At 73.9% G+C, this 18810-nt stretch carries 16 protein-coding genes and 1 pseudogene; 7 read left to right on the top strand and 10 right to left on the bottom strand.

Translation table 11 applies throughout. The features are described 5' to 3' along the window. Positions 1–3: 3 nt before the first annotated feature. Complete coding sequence (locus ACLQ2U_RS16800) at positions 4–1263, top strand: MFS transporter (protein ID WP_425751583.1); 1260 nt, start codon at positions 4–6, stop codon at positions 1261–1263. A 28-nt stretch (positions 1264–1291) separates the two neighbouring features. Here ACLQ2U_RS16800 and ACLQ2U_RS16795 read toward each other — a convergent pair whose 3' ends face one another. Then, a complete protein-coding gene (locus ACLQ2U_RS16795) occupies positions 1292–2365 on the bottom strand; it encodes a DUF4037 domain-containing protein (protein ID WP_425751582.1) in 1074 nt (357 codons plus the stop codon). A 107-nt stretch (positions 2366–2472) separates the two neighbouring features. Here ACLQ2U_RS16795 and ACLQ2U_RS16790 point away from each other — a divergent pair, with 107 nt between their 5' ends. Beyond that, the gene (locus ACLQ2U_RS16790; protein WP_425751581.1) at positions 2473–2691 is read left to right on the top strand and encodes a hypothetical protein; all 219 of its coding nucleotides are present in this window, start codon (positions 2473–2475) and stop codon (positions 2689–2691) included. 148 nt (positions 2692–2839) lie between these two features. Then, positions 2840–3757, top strand: coding sequence for a 5'-3' exonuclease (locus ACLQ2U_RS16785; RefSeq protein WP_425751580.1), 918 nt, complete (start codon positions 2840–2842; stop codon positions 3755–3757). Between the two features lie 89 nt (positions 3758–3846). On the opposite strand, the gene ACLQ2U_RS16780 is transcribed toward ACLQ2U_RS16785, so the two are convergent. Then, positions 3847–4734: an MHYT domain-containing protein gene (locus ACLQ2U_RS16780; RefSeq protein WP_425751579.1), complete on the bottom strand. Its 888-nt coding sequence runs from the start codon at positions 4732–4734 to the stop codon at positions 3847–3849. A 160-nt stretch (positions 4735–4894) separates the two neighbouring features. Continuing rightward, a complete protein-coding gene (locus ACLQ2U_RS16775; protein ID WP_425751578.1) occupies positions 4895–7696 on the bottom strand; it encodes a DEAD/DEAH box helicase in 2802 nt (933 codons plus the stop codon). 86 nt (positions 7697–7782) lie between these two features. On the opposite strand from ACLQ2U_RS16775, the gene ACLQ2U_RS16770 reads away from it, so the two are divergent. Then, positions 7783–8538 (top strand): HAD family hydrolase, encoded by a 756-nt coding sequence (locus tag ACLQ2U_RS16770; RefSeq protein WP_425751577.1) that lies wholly within the window; start codon positions 7783–7785, stop codon positions 8536–8538. Positions 8539–8610: 72 nt separating this feature from the next. Continuing rightward, on the top strand, positions 8611–9321 hold the full coding sequence (locus tag ACLQ2U_RS16765) for a TetR/AcrR family transcriptional regulator (protein ID WP_425751576.1): 711 nt from the start codon (positions 8611–8613) through the stop codon (positions 9319–9321). A 13-nt stretch (positions 9322–9334) separates the two neighbouring features. Here the strand turns inward: ACLQ2U_RS16765 and ACLQ2U_RS16760 are convergent, their stop codons facing one another. After that, on the bottom strand, positions 9335–10186 hold the full coding sequence (locus ACLQ2U_RS16760) for a LysR family transcriptional regulator (protein WP_425751575.1): 852 nt from the start codon (positions 10184–10186) through the stop codon (positions 9335–9337). An 81-nt stretch (positions 10187–10267) separates the two neighbouring features. Here ACLQ2U_RS16760 and ACLQ2U_RS16755 point away from each other — a divergent pair, with 81 nt between their 5' ends. Then, positions 10268–11281, top strand: coding sequence for an EamA family transporter (locus ACLQ2U_RS16755; RefSeq protein WP_425751654.1), 1014 nt, complete (start codon positions 10268–10270; stop codon positions 11279–11281). On the opposite strand, the gene ACLQ2U_RS16750 is transcribed toward ACLQ2U_RS16755, so the two are convergent. From ACLQ2U_RS16750 to ACLQ2U_RS16740, 3 genes are all read right to left on the bottom strand, one after another. Further along, on the bottom strand, positions 11244–12170 hold the full coding sequence (locus ACLQ2U_RS16750) for a diacylglycerol kinase family protein (RefSeq protein WP_425751653.1): 927 nt from the start codon (positions 12168–12170) through the stop codon (positions 11244–11246). The genes ACLQ2U_RS16755 and ACLQ2U_RS16750 overlap by 38 nt on opposite strands. 58 nt (positions 12171–12228) lie before the next feature. Continuing rightward, positions 12229–13272, bottom strand: coding sequence for a zinc-dependent alcohol dehydrogenase family protein (locus ACLQ2U_RS16745; protein WP_425751574.1), 1044 nt, complete (start codon positions 13270–13272; stop codon positions 12229–12231). A 240-nt stretch (positions 13273–13512) separates the two neighbouring features. Then, positions 13513–13731 carry a DJ-1/PfpI family protein gene (locus ACLQ2U_RS16740; RefSeq protein ID WP_425751573.1) on the bottom strand — a complete coding sequence of 73 codons (219 nt, stop codon included), beginning with the start codon at positions 13729–13731 and terminating at the stop codon, positions 13513–13515. Between the two features lie 833 nt (positions 13732–14564). Between ACLQ2U_RS16740 and ACLQ2U_RS16735 the strand changes: the two genes are divergently transcribed. After that, the gene (locus ACLQ2U_RS16735) at positions 14565–15263 is read left to right on the top strand and encodes a C39 family peptidase (protein ID WP_425751572.1); all 699 of its coding nucleotides are present in this window, start codon (positions 14565–14567) and stop codon (positions 15261–15263) included. Positions 15264–15535: 272 nt separating this feature from the next. Here the strand turns inward: ACLQ2U_RS16735 and ACLQ2U_RS16730 are convergent, their stop codons facing one another. The 3 genes and pseudogenes from ACLQ2U_RS16730 to ACLQ2U_RS16720 form a co-directional block, all read right to left on the bottom strand. After that, entirely contained in the window at positions 15536–16534 is a 999-nt protein-coding gene (locus ACLQ2U_RS16730; protein ID WP_425751571.1) for a hypothetical protein, read from the bottom strand. Between the two features lie 235 nt (positions 16535–16769). Continuing rightward, positions 16770–17151: pseudogene (locus tag ACLQ2U_RS16725) on the bottom strand (DUF6114 domain-containing protein); the annotation flags it as partial. A gap of 110 nt (positions 17152–17261) precedes the next feature. Further along, entirely contained in the window at positions 17262–17873 is a 612-nt protein-coding gene (locus tag ACLQ2U_RS16720; protein WP_425751570.1) for a DUF6230 family protein, read from the bottom strand. Positions 17874–18810: the final 937 nt, after the last annotated feature.

The following is an 18810-nucleotide window of genomic DNA, read 5'->3' as shown; positions in this document are numbered from 1 at the left end:
GCGATGACCGTCGGGCAGGGAGCCGGAGTGTTCTGGCGCTGGTGGACCGCCGGCACGACCAGCTCGGTCGGGTCGGCGGTCGGCGCGGTGGCGCTACCGCTGACCGCGCTGACCGTGCTGGACGCGACCGCCTTCGAGATGGGGCTGATCGCCGCCGCCAGCTACGTCGCCTGGATCGTGATCGGGCTGCCCGCCGGCGTCATCGTGCAACGCCTGCCGCTGCGCGGCGCCCAGGTCGGCGCCGACCTGGCCCGGGCCGCCGCGGTCGCGTCGATCCCGCTCGCCTGGTGGCAGGGTTGGCTGACCGTCGCCCAGCTCATCGTGGTGGCGCTGGTGGTGAGCTTCGCCAACGTGCTCTTCGACGTGGCCAACTCCACCTTCCTGCCCGGCATCGTCGGCCGGGAGCAGCTGCACGCCCGCAACAGCCTCACCTCGGCCACCCACGCCACCACCCAGCTCAGCGGCCCCTCGCTGGGCGGGCTGGCGGTGCAGGCGCTCGGCGCGGTGCCGACGGTGCTGGTCGACGCGGCCAGCTACCTGGTCTCGGCGGCGCTGCTGCTCACCCTGCCGGCCCGCCGGGTCGACGCCCCGGACCGGTGGCCCCCGGTCCGGGAGATGATCGGCGAGGGCTGGCGCTACGTCACCCGCCACCCGGTGATGGGCCCCGGCATGTGGGCGGCCACAGCGGTCAACTTCGTCTGCGGGGCACAGCTCGCGGTCTACCCGCTCCACCTCGTCCGGGAGCTGCACGCCCCGGCCGCCCTGGTCGGTGTGCTGCTCGCCGTGGAGGGCGTCGGATCGCTGGTGGGCGCCGCGCTGACGCCGTGGATCACGAACCGTTGGGGCACCGCCCGGTCGCTGGTGGTCGCCTGCTCCGTCGCGGTGGCCGGTGCGGCGCTCGTCCCGTGGGGCGCCGGCTGGCCGGCGTACCTGATGTTCGCAGTCGGCAACGTGGTCTTCGCCGGCGGGGTGGTGGTGCTGAGCGTCACCACCCGCACCTACCGGCAGACCGCCAGCCCGCCGGAGCTGCTGGCCCGGGTGATGGCCACCGTGCGGTTCGTCTCCTGGGGCGCGATCCCGGTCGGCGGCGTGGTCGCCGGCGCCCTGGCCGGAGTCGCCGGCACGCGGGGCACCCTGTTCCTCTTCGCCGTCGCCACCCTGCTCGCGCCGCTGGCGCTGCTGCTCTCCCCCGTCCGAGGCCTGCGCGACCTCACCGACCTGCGGGTCGACGAGCCGGCCCGGCCGGTCGAGCCGGTCGGCTGACTCCCGCCGACCGCCGACGTGCCGCCCGTCAGCCGGGCAGCACCGCCGCCGCGACCCGCCGCGCCCGGTCGGGACGGGTGAGCACGTCCACGCCGTCCACGTACTGGTCGATCGCGCCGACGGGCGGCCGCGCGCGCAGCGCCGGGTCGCCAATGGCGGCGCGCAGCGCGGCGGCGAACCGGCCGGCGTCGAGCACCAGGAACGGCCGCTGGTGGAACGGGCGCGCCCGCGGGTCGACCACCGGCGCCAGCCCGACGTCGTTGGTCCAGCCGGCGAGGGCCTCCAGGGCCCGGACCAGGCCGGCCTGCCGGTCGGCCCAGCCGGCGGACCCGAGGGCCTCGGCCAGCGCCGTGACCACCGGCGCCGCCGTCGGCAGCCGGGCGAACAGCGTGCCGAGCCACTTGTCGTACGGGGGCCAGCGGCGGTGCAGCAGCAGGCCGAGCCGCATCAGGTCCCTCGCCAGGCCGGCGGTCACCACCCGGCTGCCGAGGTCGTCGCCGACCTCCGCGCACCGGCCGGCGAGGTGCTCGGCCTGGCCGACCCGGGTCCACCCGGCGGCCAGCACGTACCGCCAGACGTCGTCGGGGTACCAGGACAGCCGGGCCCGGGCAGCGGCGAGCGCGCCGTCGAGCCCGTCGTGGAAGACCGCCCCGCCGGTCAGCTCGGCCAGCCGCTGGGTGGGCACCGACAGCCAGTCCTCGGCCGTGACCGCCGTACCCGGTTCGAAGCCGAGCCGCCCGCGCAGCCAGCCGCCCAGCTCGTCGACGGTGACCCCGTGCCGGTCCCCGTCCGCGTGGACGACGCCGAGGCGGGCGTCGGTGTGGCCGGCGAACCGGGTCGGCCAGCCCAGGAACTCGGCCGGCAGGTCGGCGTCCAGCACCGCGCGGACCGCCGCCACGTCATCCGGCCCGGCGACGAAGAGCTGGGCACGGGGACCCCAGTCGTGGTCGGTGGAGCGTGCGGTGTCCAGCCCGAGCAGCTCCGAACCGCCGTCCAGCAGGCCGGCGGCGTGCCGCAGGTCCGGCAGGCGGCGGGCCAGCAGCGGACCGATCACCTCGTCGTGGAAGCGGCGGCTGAGCGTCAGACCGGGCACGAACGCCATGCCGGCAGTCTGCCGGGCCACGGCCGGCGCCACCCACCGGTTATCGGTCCGCCGGGCGGTCACCGCCGATAGCCTGGACCGGGGCGGCTCGGCGGAAGGCGGGGACGGTGGCACAGGACCGGCCGGCGGTACGCAGGCGCCGGCTGCTCTGGGCCGGCATCCTCGCCCTGGTCGGCCTGGTGCTGCTCGCGCTCGGGCTGACCATCGCCGACGGCGCCCTCGCCGGCATCGAGGTGGCGGTCGCGATCGCGCTGCTGGTGGCGAGCTACGCGGTGCAGTCCGTGGCCCGCCGCGAAACGCTCTACCGCGACGACGCCGAGCCCTGACGGCCGGCGGGACCGCGATGATCCGCATCCGGTCACCGAGATGGCGGCATCCCGGACGCTCCGACACCCCCACGTCGCCGGTACGGAGTCGGTCGGATCAGGCCGCGCCGTTGCCAAGCCGTCGGAGGGTTGTGCCAGGCTGTCCGGTGTGGCAGACCAACCCCCGATCCTGCTGATCGACGCGCCCAGCCTCTACTTCCGGGCCTACTTCGGCATCCCCGAGTCGGCCGCGAGGACCGAGGACGGCCAGCCGGTCAACGCCGTCCGCGGCTTCCTCGACATGCTCGCCCAGCTGATCCGCACCCGCCGGCCGGACCGGATGGTCTGCGCGCTGGACCACGACTGGCGGCCGGCGTGGCGGGTGGAGCTGCTGCCGTCGTACAAGGCGCACCGGGTCGCGCCGGAGGGCGGCGAGGTGGTGCCGGACACCCTCTCCCCGCAGGTGCCGGTGATCCTGGAGGTCCTGGAGGCGATCGGCATCACCGCGACCGGTGCGACCGGCTACGAGGCGGACGACGTGCTCGGCACGCTGTCGGTGACCCAGCCGGGCCCGGCGGAGGTGGTCTCCGGCGACCGGGACCTGTTCCAGCTGATCGACGACCGGCGCGGGGTGCGGCTGCTCTACATCGGCCGCGGGGTGGCCAAGCTGGAGGACTGCGACGACGCGGCGGTGCGCGCCCGCTACGGCGTGCCGGCCGACCGGTACGCCGACTTCGCGGCGCTGCGCGGCGACCCGAGCGACGGGCTGCCCGGCGTGCCCGGGGTGGGCGAGAAGACGGCGGCCCGGCTGATCGACCGGTACGGCGGCCTGCCGGGCATCCTCGACGCGCTGGACGACCCGGGTTCGGGCTTCGCGCCGGGGCTGCGGGCCAAGCTGGTCGCGGCCGGGGACTACCTGGCGGTCGCGCCGAAGGTGGTGCGGGTGGCGCTCGACGTACCGCTGCCGGCGCTGCCCACCGCGCTGCCGACCGCGCCCGCGGACCCGGACCGGCTGCTGGATCTGGCCCAGCGGTGGAACCTGGCCGGCTCGTGCCGACGCCTGGTGGACGCGCTCGCCGCCCGATAGTGATCAGACGGCGCGGGTGATCAGACAAGCCGGGGGATCAGACGGCCCGGGGCCGCAGTCGGCCAACCGCGGCCCCGGGCCGGGCCGCGTCAGCGGCGCAGGGTGTCCCGGCGGGACGGGAAGGGCGTGCCCGGCTGGCCCAGGGTGGAGCGGGCGCGCAGCCCCACCGGGTCCGGCCCCGGCCCGGGCGTCGCGGCGGCCGGCTGCACCCCGTCCCGCCGCGCGTCCAGGTACGCCGACCCCGCCCGGTCGTCCTCGGTGGGCGCGGCCAGCAGCGCGTAGACCAGCCCGACCACCACGAAGATCACCGCGAGCACGATCGGCACCAGCAGGCCGCTGACCTCGGCGCCGGCCAGGTCGCCCCGACGTTCGTGCAGGTGCACCGAGAGCGCGCTCATCCCGGTGAAGTGCATCCCGTTGACGGCGATGCCCATGACCAGCGCCGAGGCGGCGATGGCCAGCCCGCGCCGGACGGTCATCGACAGCCAGAGCGCCACCGTGGCAGCCACCACCGCGATGAGCACCGACAGGGCGACCCGGATGCGGCCGTAGCTGAGGGCGCCGTCCAGCCGCATCGCCGCCATGCCGGTGTAGTGCATCGCGGCCACGCCGAGGCCCGTGAAGAGGCCGCCGGCGAGGAGCCGCAGCGCGTTGAGGCGGCCGGTGCCGATGATGGCCAGCCCGATGCCGACCGCCACGACGGCGATCACGGTGCTGGCCGCGGTGATCGGTACGTCGTAGCGAATCCTCGTCCCTTCGACGCCGAAGCCGAGCATCGCCATGAAATGCATGGCCCAGATTGCCGTGCCGCCGATGGCCAAGGCGGCGAGCAGCCCCCACCAGGCCCGCTGGCCGGCGCTGGGCGCGGTGCGGATCCGCCCGGCGCAGACCAGCCCGAGGGCCGAGCCCAGCACGGACAGGGCGTAACTGAGCGCGGGCGTGATCCACCCGTACTCGAAGTGATGGATCTGCGCCATCGCAGTCGTCCCCCCCGTTGATTACCGTCGCGCAACAAGGCGTCCGAGCCATGATCGGGGAGGTGGATGAGCAGGCGCAATCGTACCCCCGGTCGAATCCGGGATACCCGTCGCGGTGACGCTGCGATGCGACGATATCCGGCCAGCGGTGGCCGGAAGATCAGGCGGAGGTGTGGTAGGCCAGCACGCCCCGGTTGACGGCCGCGATGGCCTGCCGGGCGGTGGCGCGCAACTCGGTCGACGCGCCGCCGGAGTCGGCGAGCTGACCGAGCAGGTCGACCACCTGCCGCGCCCAGCGGACGAAGTCGCCGGCCGGCATCTCCCCGTCGATCTGGTGACCGCTGGCGAGCACCTTCGCCAGCGCCTCACCGCGGGCCCACCGGTAGATCGGCCAGGCGAAGCCGAAATCCGGCTCGCGGGTGACGGTGAGCCCGCGGTTCGCCTCGTCGGACTCGATCTCGCCCCACAGCCTGAGGGTCTCGTCGACCGCGTCGGCGACCGCGCCGCGTGGCAGCGACGCCCGCTCGTCGACGTCCCGGCGGGCCTCGAAGACCACCACCGACACGGCGGAGGCCAGCTCGGCCGGGGAGAGCCCGTCCCAGACGCCCCGGCGCAGACACTCGGCGACCAGCAGGTCCGCCTCCGTCCAGATCCGGCCGAGCATCCGGCCGGCGTCGGTGACCCCGCCGTCGGCCGAGAGGTAGCCGCGGGCGGTGAGCAGGGCGACGATCCGGTCGAAGGTACGGGCCAGGGAGCCGGTGCGGCCGGAGACCCGCTGGCGCAGCTCCTCGGTGTCGCGTTCGAGCCGGCGGCGCCGCTCCGCCCAGCGGGCGTGCTCCTCCCGATCCGCGCAGGCGTGGCAGGGGTGGCGGCGCAGCTCGCCGCGGAGCTGGCTGAGCCGGTGGTCCTCGCCGTCGGCCTGCCGGGACCGGCCGCCGCGACGCCCGCCGTGCTGGTCCAGGCCGGTGCCGCTGACCTCGGCGGCGAGGTCCCGCCGGGCGGCCGGCGAACGGTGGTTGAAGTGCTTCGGCACCCGGATCCGGGTGAGGACCTCGGCCGGAGTGGTGAAGTCGCCGGGGCTGACCCGGCCGGCCCAGCGGTCCTGGGTGAGCACCAGCGGGCGGGGCTCGCCGAAGCCGCCGGTGGCCGGGTCGAGGACCACCGCCAGGCCGGCGCGCCGCCCGGAGGGCACCCGGATCACATCGCCGACCCGCAGCCGCTCCAGCGACGCCACCGCGGCCGCCTTGCGCTGGGTCTGCCCCTGCCGGGCGATGGCCCGTTCCCGGTCGGCGATGGCCACCCGCAGCGCGAAGTACTCGTCGAAGTCGCCGTGGTGGCAGGCCGCCTCCGCGCCGTACGCCTCGATGGTCTCGGTGTTGCGCTGCACCTGCCGGGCCAGGCCGACCACCGACCGGTCCGCCTGGAACTGCGCGAACGACGACTCCAGCAGCGCCCGGGCCGGCTCCGCGCCGACCGTGCCGACCAGGTTGACCGCCATGTTGTACGACGGCCGGAAGCTGGATCGCAGCGGATAGGTGCGGGTGGAGGCGAGCCCGGCGACGTGCCGCGGGTCGGTCTCCGGCGACCAGACCACGACGGCGTGCCCCTCGACGTCGATGCCGCGCCGGCCGGCCCGCCCGGTGAGCTGGGTGTACTCCCCCGGGGTCAGGTCGACGTGCGCCTCGCCGTTGTACTTGACCAGCCGTTCGAGGACGACGCAGCGGGCCGGCATGTTGATGCCCAGGGCGAGGGTCTCGGTGGCGAAGACCGCCTTGACCAGCCCGCGGACGAAGAGCTCCTCGACGACCTCCTTGAACACCGGGAGCATGCCCGCGTGGTGGGCGGCCAGGCCGCGCTCCAGGCCGTCGAGCCACTCCCAGTAGCCGAGCACGGTCAGGTCCTCGCCGGGGATGGCGGTGACCCGGCTCTCCACGACCTGGCGGATCTCGGCGCGCTCCTCCGGGGAGGTGAGCCGCAGGCCGGCGGCGAGGCACTGCTGCACGGCGGCGGCGCAGCCGGCCCGGCTGAAGATGAACAGGATCGCCGGGAGCAGCCCCTCCCGGTCGAGGCGGTCGACGATGTCGGGGCGCATCGGACCGCGCCAGCGGGGGCCGCGCCGCCCGCCGCCGGGGCCGGCGCTGCGGCCCTCGCCGAGTTCCAGGCGACGCATGGTGTCCCGGGTGTAGCGGAGCAGCTCCGGGTGCACGTCGTGCTTGCGGGCCGCGTCGGCGTCGTGGAACAGATCGAACATCCGCTTGCCGACCAGCATGTGCTGCCACAGCGGCACCGGCCGATGCTCGCTGACCACCACCGCGGTCTCGCCGCGCACGGTGACCAGCCAGTCGGCGAACTCCTCGGCGTTGGAGACGGTCGCCGAGAGCGACACCAGCGTGACCGAGGGGGGCAGGTGGATGATCACCTCTTCCCACACCCCGCCGCGGAACCGGTCGGCGAGGTAGTGCACCTCGTCCATCACCACGTACGCCAGGCCCTCGAGGGTGGCCGAGCCGGCGTAGAGCATGTTGCGCAGCACCTCGGTGGTCATCACCACCACGGGCGCGTCGCCGTTGATCGCGTTGTCGCCGGTGAGCAGCCCGACCTGCTCGGCGCCGTAGCGGTCGACCAGGTCGTGGTACTTCTGGTTCGACAGCGCCTTGATCGGCGTGGTGTAGAAGCACTTGCGCCGGGTGGCTGGCGGTTGCTCGCCGTCGGCCGCCGCGGGCTCCCCCGGGACCCCGCGCAGCGCCAGGTGTACGGCGAACTCGCCGACGACGGTCTTGCCGGCGCCGGTCGGGGCGCAGACCAGCACGCCGCTGCCCCGCTCCAGGGACTGGCACGCCTCACGCTGGAAGTCGTCGAGATCGAACCCCAGGTCAAGGGCGAACTCGTCCAGCGCCGGGAACTGTGAGGCCTGCGCGGCCCGGCGGCGCGCCGCGGCGTACCGCTCGGCGGGGCTCGACATGCCTCCAAGATTAGTTGGTGCCGCGCGCCGCCACCCGCCAAGGCCGTCCGGCAGGACGGTCGGAGCGGGTCGGTAGGGTGCACGGCGTGCCGGATCATGCCGAACCGCCCCATGCCTCGCGCGGCGCAGTCCGCCCGAGCGCGTCCCGCCGCCCGGTGGAGGCGGTGCTCTTCGACTTCCACGGCACGCTGGCCCAGGTGGAGGAGCCCCACGACTGGGTGACGGCCGCCGCGACGGCGTGCGGGGTGACCCTGGAGCGGATGCGGGTCACCGCGCTGGCCGACCGCCTGCTCACCGCCGGCCGGGCGGGCGGGCCGCTGCCGGCCCGGGTGCCGCCCCGGCTGGCCGAGCTCTGGGCCGACCGGGACCTCTACGAGCACGCGCACCGGGGGGCGTACACCGGGCTGGCCGAGACGGTGGACGCCGGCATCGACGGGTTCGCCGCGGCGCTCTACGAGCGGGTGCTGGTCCCGGAGGGCTGGGTGCCCTACTCCGACACGGCGACGACGCTGGCGGCGCTTCGGCACGCCGGGGTGAAGGTGGCGGTGGTGAGCAACATCGGCTTCGACATCCGGCCGCACTTCGCCGCCTGGGGTCTCGACGCGCTGGTCGACGCGTACGCCCTGTCGTACGAGGTGGGGCGCTGCAAGCCGGACCCGGGGATCTTCCTGCGGGCGTGCGGGATGCTCGGCGTGGACCCGGAGCGGGCGCTGATGGTGGGCGACACCCCCGCCGACGCGGGAGCGGTCCGCGCGGGCTGCGCGGTGCTGGTGCTGCCGTGCGCCGACCCGGGCCGCAGCAACGGCCTGGGCGCGGTCCTCGACCTGGCCGTGCGCCACTGACCAGCTCGCTAACACGAGCGTGTTACTCGCGCTACCAGTCGCCGCTAACAGTCGGGGGTTATCGTCGCTGTCGTGACTGAGACGTCGGCCCGGGACCGGATCGTGCGGGCCGCCGCCGCGCTGCTCGCCGGGGGCGGACGGCCGGCGGTCACCACCCGGGCGGTCGGCCGGGCCGCCGGGGTGCAGGCCCCGACGATCTACCGTCAGTTCGGCGACATGGCCGGACTGCTCGACGCCGCGGCCAGCTACGGCTTCGCCGCGTACCTGCACGCCGAGGCGGCCCGCGAGCCGGCCGACGACCCGGTGGACGACCTGCGCCGGGGCTGGGACCTGCACGTCGGGTTCGGCGTGGCCAACCCGGCCTTCCACGCCCTGATGTACGGCGACCCGCGCCCCGGCGTCCGCCCCACCGCCGCCCGGGTGGCCGCCGACATCTTCGGCCAGCTGGTCGTCCGGGTCGCCGAGGCGGGCCGGCTGCGGGTCGGCGTGGACCGGGCGGCGGAGATGGTCCACGCCGCCAGCTGCGGGGTCACCCTCACCCTGATCCAGGGCGGCGACCCGGGCCTGTCCCTCGCCACCCGGGAGGTGGTGCTCGCCTCGATCTGCGCCGACAGCCCGGCCGCCCGCGCGGTACGCCCACCGGACCGGGCGGTCCGGCACGCCATCGCGCTCAGGGCCGCGCTCGCCGAGGTCGCGGGCGACCTCAGTCCCGCCGAACGGGCGCTGCTGGCCGAGTGGCTGGACCGGCTCACCGGCGCCGTCCCCGGACCGCCCGCCGGCTGACGAGCCGGTCGGCTCAGCCGCGCGCCGTCTCGCGGACCAGCGCGAGCAGGTCGGCCACGGCCGGGTGGGTGAACGGCTGGCGCCAGGCCAGCAGCACCTCGACGTCGGGGGCGTCGGTGAGCGGCCGGTAGGCGACGGTCGGGCCCGGATACGTGGCGGCGGTCGCCGCGGTCGTGACGCCCACCGCCCGACCGGCGCCGATGGCCGCCAGCCAGTCGTCAGTGTTGGCCACCGCCACCACCGTGGCCGGGGCCCGCCCCGCCGGCCACAACGCCAGGGTGGTGGTGCCGAGGTCGGCCATCGCGAGCGGCTGGTCGGCCAGGTCCGCCAGGGTCAGGCTGGCGCGCCGCGCCAGCGGGCTGTCGGCGGCCACCGTGGCGACCCGCGGCTCGGTCAGCAGCAGCTCGGCGTGCACGTCCGGCAGGTCGACGGGGTGCCGCAGCACGGCGACGTCGACCCGGCCCTGGGCGAGCCCTGCGGTGCGGTCGTCGATGCGCAGCAACTCCAGCGGGATGTCCGGATGGCGCTGCCGCCACCGGCGCAGCAGCACGACCGTCCGCTCCCCCAGCGCCGACCAGGCGTGACCGAGCCGGATCGGCGCCCCCGTGAGGCGCGCCGGGTCGAGGACCGCGTCGACGGCGGCCAAGGCGCCGGCCGCCCGGTCCCGGTACGCCCGCCCGGCCGCGGTGAGATCGAGGTGATGGGTGGACCGGTCGACCAGTCGTACCCCGAGATGGTCCTCGAGCTGGCGCAGGGTCCGCGACAGGGCCGGCTGGGTCAGGTGCAGCCGGGCTGCGGCGCGGGTGACGCTGCCCTCCTCGGCGATGGCGAGGAAGGCGCGCAGGTGCCGCAGCTCCACGGTCATGAGCGGGAAGCATAACCGCGGGCAGACCGGCATTTCCGCTCCCCGCCGGCGGGGCCTAGCGTCGCAGGCATGACCCAGACCATGCCGCCGGACGTGTCGGCCGCCCCCCGCGCCTCGACGCGCCCCCGGTACGGCCGCGGCACGGCGGTCGGGCTGGTGCTCGGCGGGGCCCTGTCGGTGCAGTTCGGGTCGGCGGGCGCCGCCCTGCTGTTCCCGCGTACCGGGGTGGCCGGCGCGGTGACCCTGCGGCTGGCCATCGGCGCCCTGCTGATGCTCGCGGTGTGCCGGCCGAGGCTGCGCGGGCACGATCGCGCCGACTGGTCCTCGGTGATCGCGTTCGGCCTCGCCCTGGCCGGCATGAACTCGATCTTCTACCAGGCCATCGAGCGGATCCCGCTGGGCCCGGCGGTGACCCTGGAGGTGCTCGGGCCGCTCGCGCTGTCGGTGTTCACCGCCCGTCGGGCGGCCGCCTGGTGCTGGGCCGGGCTGGCGCTGGCCGGGGTGGCCCTGCTCGGCCAGGGCGGCTTCGACCGGCTCGACCCGGTCGGCGCCGGTCTCGCGCTGGTCGCCGGCGCCCTGTGGGCGGCGTACATCGTCTGCTCGGCCCGGGTCGGCGGCCGGTTCCCGGGCGCCGACGGGCTGGCCCTGTCCCTCGGGGTGGCCGCCCTGGTCACCCTCCCGATCGGCCTGGTCGACGCCGGGACGCGGCTGTGGCACCCGGCCGTGCTGGGGCTCGGCGCCGGGCTGGCCATGCTCGCCTCGGTGCTGCCCTACACGTTGGAACTGCTGGCCCTGCGCCGGCTGCCCACGGCCACCTTCGCGGTGCTGATGAGCCTGGGCCCGGCGATCGCCGCCCTCGCCGGGTTCCTGGTGCTCGGGCAGGAGCTGCGGGCGTGGGAGGTGCTCGCCATCGGCCTGGTCATCGCCGCCAGCGCCGGTGCGGTCCGGGCCGGCAGATCGCCCGGACCGCCGGCCGACATGGTCGCCGACGGTCCGGGGCGGCCGGTCGGGGATGCGCCGGCCGCGCGGGATGGCACGCCGGCCGAGCGACCCGACGTCAGTGCAGCAGCCGGACCGCCGCCGGCACGGCGGTGATCCGCACCGGCAGGTCCAGCGCCCGCTCCCCGTCGGCGTACGTGGTGATGCCCTCGGCCGCCAGCTCCACCGTGCGGGCCCGGTAGCTGCGCACCAGCGGATGCGTCACGTGGGTGCCCTGGTAGAGACGCGGTTTGACCCGCATCAGGGTGCGCCGGTCGAAGCGCCCGCCGACCACCACGTCGAGCAGGCCGTCGGTCGGGTCGGCGTCCGGGCAGATCCGCATGCCGCCGCCGTAGCTGGCGCAATTGCCCACCGCGACGAGGACCGCGTCGAGGCGGTGCTCCTCGCCGTCGAGGCGCAGCGTGTAGGCGCGCGGGCGCAGCCGGGCCAGCTCGACCAGGATCGCCAGGTCGTAGCGGCGCGGGCCGCGCGGCCAGCGCATCCGGTTGGCCCGCTCGTTGACGATCGCGTCGAAGCCGGCGGCGAGCACCGCCCCGTACCAGCGGTCGCCCCCGCGGGCGGTGGTCATCCGGGCCAGGTCGACCGGGCGGCTGCGCCCGGCGCGCAACGCGTCGGCGATCACCGCCACGGCCGCCAAAGGGTCGGCCGGGAAGCCGGTGTCGACGGCGAAGTCGTTGCCGGTGCCGGCCGGGACCGGCCCGAACGGCACGCTCGTGCCGGCGACCGCCTGCAACGCCCGGTGCACGGTGCCGTCGCCGCCGACCGCGACCACCGCGCCGGCACCGCCGGCCACGGCGGCATGGCACGCCGCCTCCGCCTCGTCGGGGGTACGTGCCTCGAGCAGCTGGACCGGACGTCCGGCGGCCGCCAGCCCGTCGAGCAGCCGGGGCAGCAGGCCGCGGTGCCGGCCCCGGCCGGCGGTGGGGTTGGCGAGCACGGCGACGGGGCCGGTCGGGCGGTGATCTTCTGCGGTCACGGCGAGCACCGTACCGGCCCGGCGGACGCCGCTCACCAGGAGCGGCGTCCGTCGGTCGCAGCTGTGATCAGAAGGTGATGCGGACCTTCAGCGCGGTCCGCTCGTCCATCGCCCGGTAACCGTCGGGCACCTCGTCCAGGGTGACGGTGCGGTCGAAGACCGGCGACGGGTCGATGGTGCCGTCCAGGACGTCGGCGAGCAGCTCCGGGATGTAGGCGCGGGCCGGGGCGACGCCACCGCCGAGGGCGACATTGCGGCCGAACATCTGGCCGATGTCGACGCCCGCGCTGCCGCCGTGCGGCACGCCCACGTAGCCGACCGCGCCGCCGTCGCGGGTGATCGAGATCGCCGTACGCATGGACTCCCCGGTGCCGACGGCCTCCAGCACGGCGTGCGCGCCCTGCCCCTTGGTCAGCTCCTTCACCGCGGCGACCGCGGCGTCGCCCCGCTCGGCGACCACGTCGGTGGCGCCGAAGGAACGGGCGATGTCGGTGCGGGCGGTGTGCCGGCCGAGCGCGATGATCTGCTCGGCGCCGAGCCGGCGGGCGGCCAGCACGCCGCAGAGCCCGACCGCGCCGTCACCGACGACCGCGACGGTCGCGCCGGGGCGGACCCGGGCGGCCAGCGCGGCGTGGTGGCCGGTGGACATCACGTCGGAGAGCGCGAGCATCGCAGTGAGCAGCCGCTCGTCGCCGGCGGCCTCGGCCGGCAGCTTCACCAGCGTGCCGTCGGCGTACGGGACACGCACCGCCTCGCCCTGCCCGCCGTCGGAGCCCTCCGATCCCCAGAACCCGCCATGCGGGCAGGAGGTGTGCAGGCCCTCGCGGCAGAAGTCGCAGACCCCGTCGGACCAGACGAACGGCGCCACCACCAGGTCACCGGTCCGCACCGAGATCACCTCGGCGCCGGTGGCCTCGACCACACCGAGGAACTCGTGGCCGATGCGCTGGCCGGGCTGCCGGCTGGCCACCCCGCGGTACGCCCACAGGTCGCTGCCGCAGATGCAGGCATTGACCACCCGCACGACGGCGTCGGTGGGCTGGCGTACGGCGGCGTCCGGAACCTCCTCGACACGGATGTCGTTCGGTCCGTGGATCACGGTGGCGCGCATGTGACCGTCCTTCGGGGGTGCGACAGGGGTGGGACGGCCGCGGCCCGTGCGGGGCGGACGACCGCCAGCACGACGCTAGACCCCCGTCTCGGCGCGCGCCCACCCGTCGGGCGGCCGCGGTGGCCGGGCTCACCCCGGATCGGCCATGGCTGACCCGTACGGCTCACCGCCGCCTGGCCGCGCGACCCGGCACCGCCGGCCCGGCGCCCGGCCCGGGCGCGGGGCCCGGGCCGGCGCGGGTCAGGCGGTTGCCATCTGGCGGACGTGTCGGCCCTCGGCGAACTCTTCCACCATCTTGTCGCAGAACGCCGGCAGGTCCGCAGGGCTGCGGCTGGTCACCAGGCCGTTGTCGACCCGGACCTGCTGGTCGACCCAGATCCCGCCCGCGTTCTGGATGTCGGTGCGCAGGCTGGGGAAGGAAATCACCCTCCGGCCGTCGACGATCCCGGTCTCGAACAACGACCACGGTCCGTGGCAGATCGCCGCCACCGGGTTTGTCGGGCTGGAAGAACGTCCGGACGAAGTACATCGCCGCGGGGGTTCATGCGGAGCCTGTCCGGGTTGACGGTCCCACGGCGCCCGCCTGCTCCGCGGCGGTTCGGGCTGGGTGTATTCGACCTCTTCGCCGCCGTCCGCGGCGAGGATCGCGATTTCGTTTACCGGCCAGCGGCTCCTGGGTGTTGGCTGATGATGCGGCCTCCTCAGGTTGCGTCGCCCCATGGCGGCGGCAGGACTCGTCCCCGTCGCCTTCCCGGTGCCGGAGCCGGCAAACGACTGCGTCGGCGTCGCCGGCCGCTCGACCGATCCCGTTGATCGGGCACGACGGGAGCCCGCCTCGACGGTCCACGGCGCAGCGCGACAAGCCTGACTGGCCGGAGATCAAGGCGATGGATGCGCCCTCCGGGGCGTCAAGGACGTCGAGGCGGGTATGCGCCGGGGCGGGCCCGAGGGAGTTCTGGGATGACGCACGACGCTTCCGGTGACCATCCTCGCCCCGGCTGGCGGTGGTGGTCGCGGGATCGGTGACGGGATCGGCGGCGGGCCGTGGGCGGGGGACGGCCGTGGTGTCGGCGGGCTGGCGTGCCGGCGGGGGGCTGGGTGTGGGTGCGCCGTACCCCCGTGGTGCCTTGACAACATGCGCGACCGGGCGGCCTTCGCCCATGACACGCGCGGCGGGCAGCCCCGCCGCGGCACGACGACGTCCTCACACAGGCGCGTCTCTGTTTACGCGGACCTTCGAGGGGTAAGCGGCCGACAGCCCGGAAGACCAGTTCTTCGATGGGAGCTTCACGATGAACTCGATTTTCCGCAGGAGCCTACTGTCCCTCGCCGTGGTCACCGGTGGCGCCGTCGCCGGTCCGGCGATCGCCGGACAAGCCGTCGCCGGTCCGGAGACCGCCGCCCAAGCCGCCGCCGGTCCGGAGACCGCCGCCGAGCTGGTCAGGAGCAATTCCTCCGTCGCGGCACAGCCCCACCCTCCGCCAGACCAGGGCAAACGGGTGCTTCACTACGACTACCAACGGCAGCCGAACTCCTACTACTGCGCCCCTGCCGCAACCCGGATTGCCTTGTCCACGAAGGGCAAAATTGTGAGCCAGCGCGAGGTGGCCAAAAAGCTCGGTACCACCGAGGCCGGCACCAACTCGGTCAACGACACTACCCGGGTCCTCAACGAGCTGACCGGCGGTGGCTACGAGACCACCGAGATCGAGGGGGCTGAGGCGAATCCGGAGCAGGTGGGCACGCTGCGCACCGACGTAGTTGAGGCGGTTGACGCGCAGCGCGGCGTGGTGGCTAACATCACGGGCACCGCCGTAGACACCCACGGCAACCAGTACTCGTACGAGAGCGGTCACTACGTGAGCGTCGTTGGTTACCGCAACGGCGGTCACACCATGAGAATCGCCGACCCGTACGACCCGACCAAGCATTACTGGATGCGCGACGAGAAGGTCGCTGACTGGATCGCTGAGCGCGGCTACTCCAGCTGACGCTGGCCTCTGATACGGTCGCTGGCCGGGTTCCGAAGACGGTCCCGGCCGCGGCCTTAACGCGCTCGCAGTCGGTCCCCCTCTTGCCCGCTGAGAGCAGGAACGCAGGCAAGCTTGGTATTGCCCCCACCGCCGGACAGGACATTTAGGCCGGTTCATATCCACAACTGGGCGCATGGGCACGACCGCGCTCCGAGGGAGCGCGCCCGGCTCTGATGTCGGGTGCGGACCGGCGGGACAGCCGCTCCACAAGCGGTGCTGGTGGAGCGACGTCAGTCCAGGGTCCCCCTCAGCGCCGGCCAGGCGGTCACCGTGTCACTGTCGACAAAGGCCAGATCGATCGCCGGATCGCTGAACGTGATCGGGATCGGCGTCGTAATCTGCATTCCGTCGGGGAGCGGCAGGTCCGGGGCGAGCATGATCTTGATGCCGAACAGCCATCCGACGAAACGGGTGGCATAGAAGTTGACATTGCCGCTCACCGTCAGCCGGTCGCTGGCGAACCGCATGGTAATGCCGGCCGGGCCGGGCGCGCGCAGCAGGAAGTCGTGGATGACGGCCCGTTCCATGCTGAACTTCACCGCCTTGAGGGTGCCGTCGACGGTGGGCAAGTCGACGATCCCCTCGAACCGGAGCCCGATCATGGTCACCTTGGAGCCGGTCAGGTTGGACGGGGTCGCGGCCACCACCGGCTGCCCCGGCTCGGCGTTGATTCGCGGCAAGGGCTTGCCGGCCCGGACAGTTCCGGTGGGGCTCGGGGTCGGATTCGGACGGGCGCACTCGAGAGCGGAAACCTTCGGCGTGGCGTTGGCCAGCCTGGTCGCGGACGGCTGGGGGCGTAGCGTGACCGAGGGCACCGGCTGCGCCGGGGCCTCGGTTTCGTCATCCCCGCGGTTGCCCGAACGATCGCCGATCCCGCCGAGCGTGAAGGTGTTGCCGTCGTCCGCCTCGGCGTTTCCGCCGGAGCCGGCCGAGGGCAAGCCGTTCGGGCCGGCGGACGAGGCCCGGCCTGCGCTTGGCAGACCGCTCGCTGCCTGTGGCGTCGGGCAGGTCGGCCCGTCGAACGCCAGGACGGCGAAGGTGGACGCCCGTACCGGGCTGATCCCGGCGAGCCCCAGGGCGGTGGAGATTCCGAGCAGCCCGAGCAGAACCGTGAAAAATCGCGGAACGCGTTGTCGCGGCCTTGGCGGCTCCGCCTCCAGCCCTCCGACTCGCCGGAACGTCCCGGGCCCACCGATCTCTTCGTGCGCAGCCAACGTCGGCTGGGCCACACACGGCCCGATGCCGTCCCGCCCAGACATCAGCTCGTTGACGAGGGCCGGCTGCTCGCGCTCGGGGCTGTGTCGGGGGCCGCCAGGTCACCGCCCGCACCGGCCGTCGGCTTGTCCCGTCCCGTCGCGTCGTCTGGCGTCTCCTTCCGCGCCGTGCCGTCGCCGGCCGCCTCGTCGCGCACCGTTGCGTCGCTGGCCGACTCACCGCCGGACCGGGCAGCCGGGTGGACGTTCGGCACCCAGGCGAAGCCGAGGGCGCTGCCCACCATGCCGAGCAGCAGACCGACGAAGAAGCCGCCGAGGTTCACCCCGATCAGCGAGAACAGCGCGGTCACCGCAGCGACCATGGCGTAGAGGATCCGGTGTTGCGGCCTGAACCACATCAGTAGCCCGGAGGTCACCAGGATCGTAGGGATCAGCCAGGAGAGGAAGCCGGTTGGCCCCATCTGGAAGGCGAGACCAGCGGGCGACATCTGGGTGGTGCCGAAGATCTGTAGACCGGCCAGTGCGGTCAGCAGGCCGCCCCAGAAGGGCCGTGTCCGCCGCCAGCGGCGGAAGCCGCGCGAGCCGGCGCGGAACCGCTTCGGCTGGGTGTGTTGCTGTTCGGCATTCGTCACGCACGCCTCCTGCCGGATGAGGGGTCGAGAGCAGGGAATGTGCCGATGAGGGTGCCGTCCGCGCGCCCACGTCAGCGTCCTGCGCGACGACGCTCGCCGCGGTGGTCAGCTCAGAAGCATTCCCTCGCGGCAGCGCCGACATTGACCTTCAGCTTCAGCCCGGTGAGGTTGAACGTCCCGGCGTGGGTGGAGCGGGCCACTTGGCGGAGATTCTTGATCGTCACCGTCGCGGCCTGCTGGCCGAAGGCCTTCCTGGCGCCCTGTGCGCCGTCGGGACCACCCTCGAGGGTCGACGCGTCCTGGCCGATGTTGATGTTCGTGAACTCGGCGTCACCTTCGAGCGAGTCGACGTCGATCAGCAGGTCGCTCGCGGTGGCGGGCCTGCCGCCGCCGCCGGCGTTAATGGTGAGCACCACGGGCGCGCCGGGCACCTTCGCCGATTGGCAGAGATCGAAGAGCCTTGCGTTGCGAATACCGGTGACGGCGACCGGGTGCTCAGTTCCGTCGATCTCCTCGGCGATGCCGCCGTACTGGACGAAACCCTCGCCCCGCAGCTCGGAGGCGGAGACCTTAAACGTCTGGCCGGAGACGGCGAAGGAGGCAGCCAGCGCGCCGTTTGCCATGCCCATCACGATCGCGCCGGCGATGACGGTCGCCGGTACCATCAGGGCTGCGAAACGGCGCCAGCGGGTACGACCTGTGGCCTCGAACCGATCCTGCACGATTCCTCCTCGGGGCGGAACTCGCTCCGGGTGGCCGGGCGGATGTGACGGCCCTGAACCACAGCTCGCCACCCGTGTGTTGGCAGGTGCTGAACGTGCGTGGTCCCCCCGGCGCGGTCACAAGGCCCTGCCCACCTGACGCTAACACCAGGCGGACGCTCCGGGGTGGATTCGTCACTGAAGGCTATGGGTCGATGTTGGTCTCGACGGCAGAGGCTTCAGGGACGACCGGAGAGACATACCGTTGCGGCTGCTCATCCATCGCCCCGTTACGACAACACGCGCGGGCTTGCGTGCCCGGTTGTCGGGCCGTCCGCGCTTCTTCACCCCGCCGTACGTCCTCGGTGTGGTCGAGGTCGCTGCCCTGCGTCTTGGGCGGGCAACAGTGGTGAAGGGCGTGCTGGCTGCAGCTTCCTAGCTGAAGTTCGAAGCCTGGTCGACGCGTGGGCGGAGTTGTGCGGTTTCCCGGCATTCGAATGCGAACGGGTAACGGGCGAAGGTCGCGCCCCCGTCCGCGAGCCGCCGCCGCTTCCCCAACGGCGCTGCTGGCCCCGTGTTCTGCCTCGGAATCCGGCACGGCCGTCCGACAGTGGACGACCTCGCTGAAATGCATTCTTAAGCCTTCGAGATCCCCTTCGAAGGACCTGTCCCGCAGGTGCCGACAGTCGGCCTCACCAACCGGGACACGCGGTTTGTTTCAAGACACTGCTCGCCGTGTTCGGCCAGACCGGACTTCCCCGCTACCACCTGCGACACCTCCGTCCCGGAGGCCACGACTTATCGCGATGCCCTGCGCCGTCGCCCAACCACGAAGGATGATGCCTGTGGCAACTCCGCTCGGCATTGGTGGGACGGGGAATAGCGCATGCTCAGATCAATCTGCTAGCCCCCGACCGGGACGTCGCTCTGATACCGGTTGAAAGAACGAGGGGTCTGA

It is taken from the genome of Micromonospora sp. DT47 (assembly GCF_049844475.1).
GTDB lineage: Bacteria > Actinomycetota > Actinomycetes > Mycobacteriales > Micromonosporaceae > Micromonospora.
Note: the sequence above shows the minus strand (reverse complement) of the source record. Positions and strands in the feature narration are given on the sequence as shown.

Bases quoted from the DNA above. Each gene is read 5' to 3' on its own strand.
- ACLQ2U_RS16800 (WP_425751583.1), top strand. From the start codon at position 4: ATGACCGTCGGGCAGGGAGCCGGAGTGTTCTGGCGCTGGTGGACCGCC.
- ACLQ2U_RS16795 (WP_425751582.1), bottom strand. From the start codon at position 2,365: ATGGCGTTCGTGCCCGGTCTGACGCTCAGCCGCCGCTTCCACGACGAG.
- ACLQ2U_RS16780 (WP_425751579.1), bottom strand. From the start codon at position 4,734: ATGGCGCAGATCCATCACTTCGAGTACGGGTGGATCACGCCCGCGCTC.
- ACLQ2U_RS16775 (WP_425751578.1), bottom strand. From the start codon at position 7,696: ATGTCGAGCCCCGCCGAGCGGTACGCCGCGGCGCGCCGCCGGGCCGCG.
- ACLQ2U_RS16760 (WP_425751575.1), bottom strand. From the start codon at position 10,186: ATGACCGTGGAGCTGCGGCACCTGCGCGCCTTCCTCGCCATCGCCGAG.
- ACLQ2U_RS16755 (WP_425751654.1), top strand. From the start codon at position 10,268: ATGCCGCCGGACGTGTCGGCCGCCCCCCGCGCCTCGACGCGCCCCCGG.
- ACLQ2U_RS16745 (WP_425751574.1), bottom strand. From the start codon at position 13,272: ATGCGCGCCACCGTGATCCACGGACCGAACGACATCCGTGTCGAGGAG.
- ACLQ2U_RS16735 (WP_425751572.1), top strand. From the start codon at position 14,565: ATGAACTCGATTTTCCGCAGGAGCCTACTGTCCCTCGCCGTGGTCACC.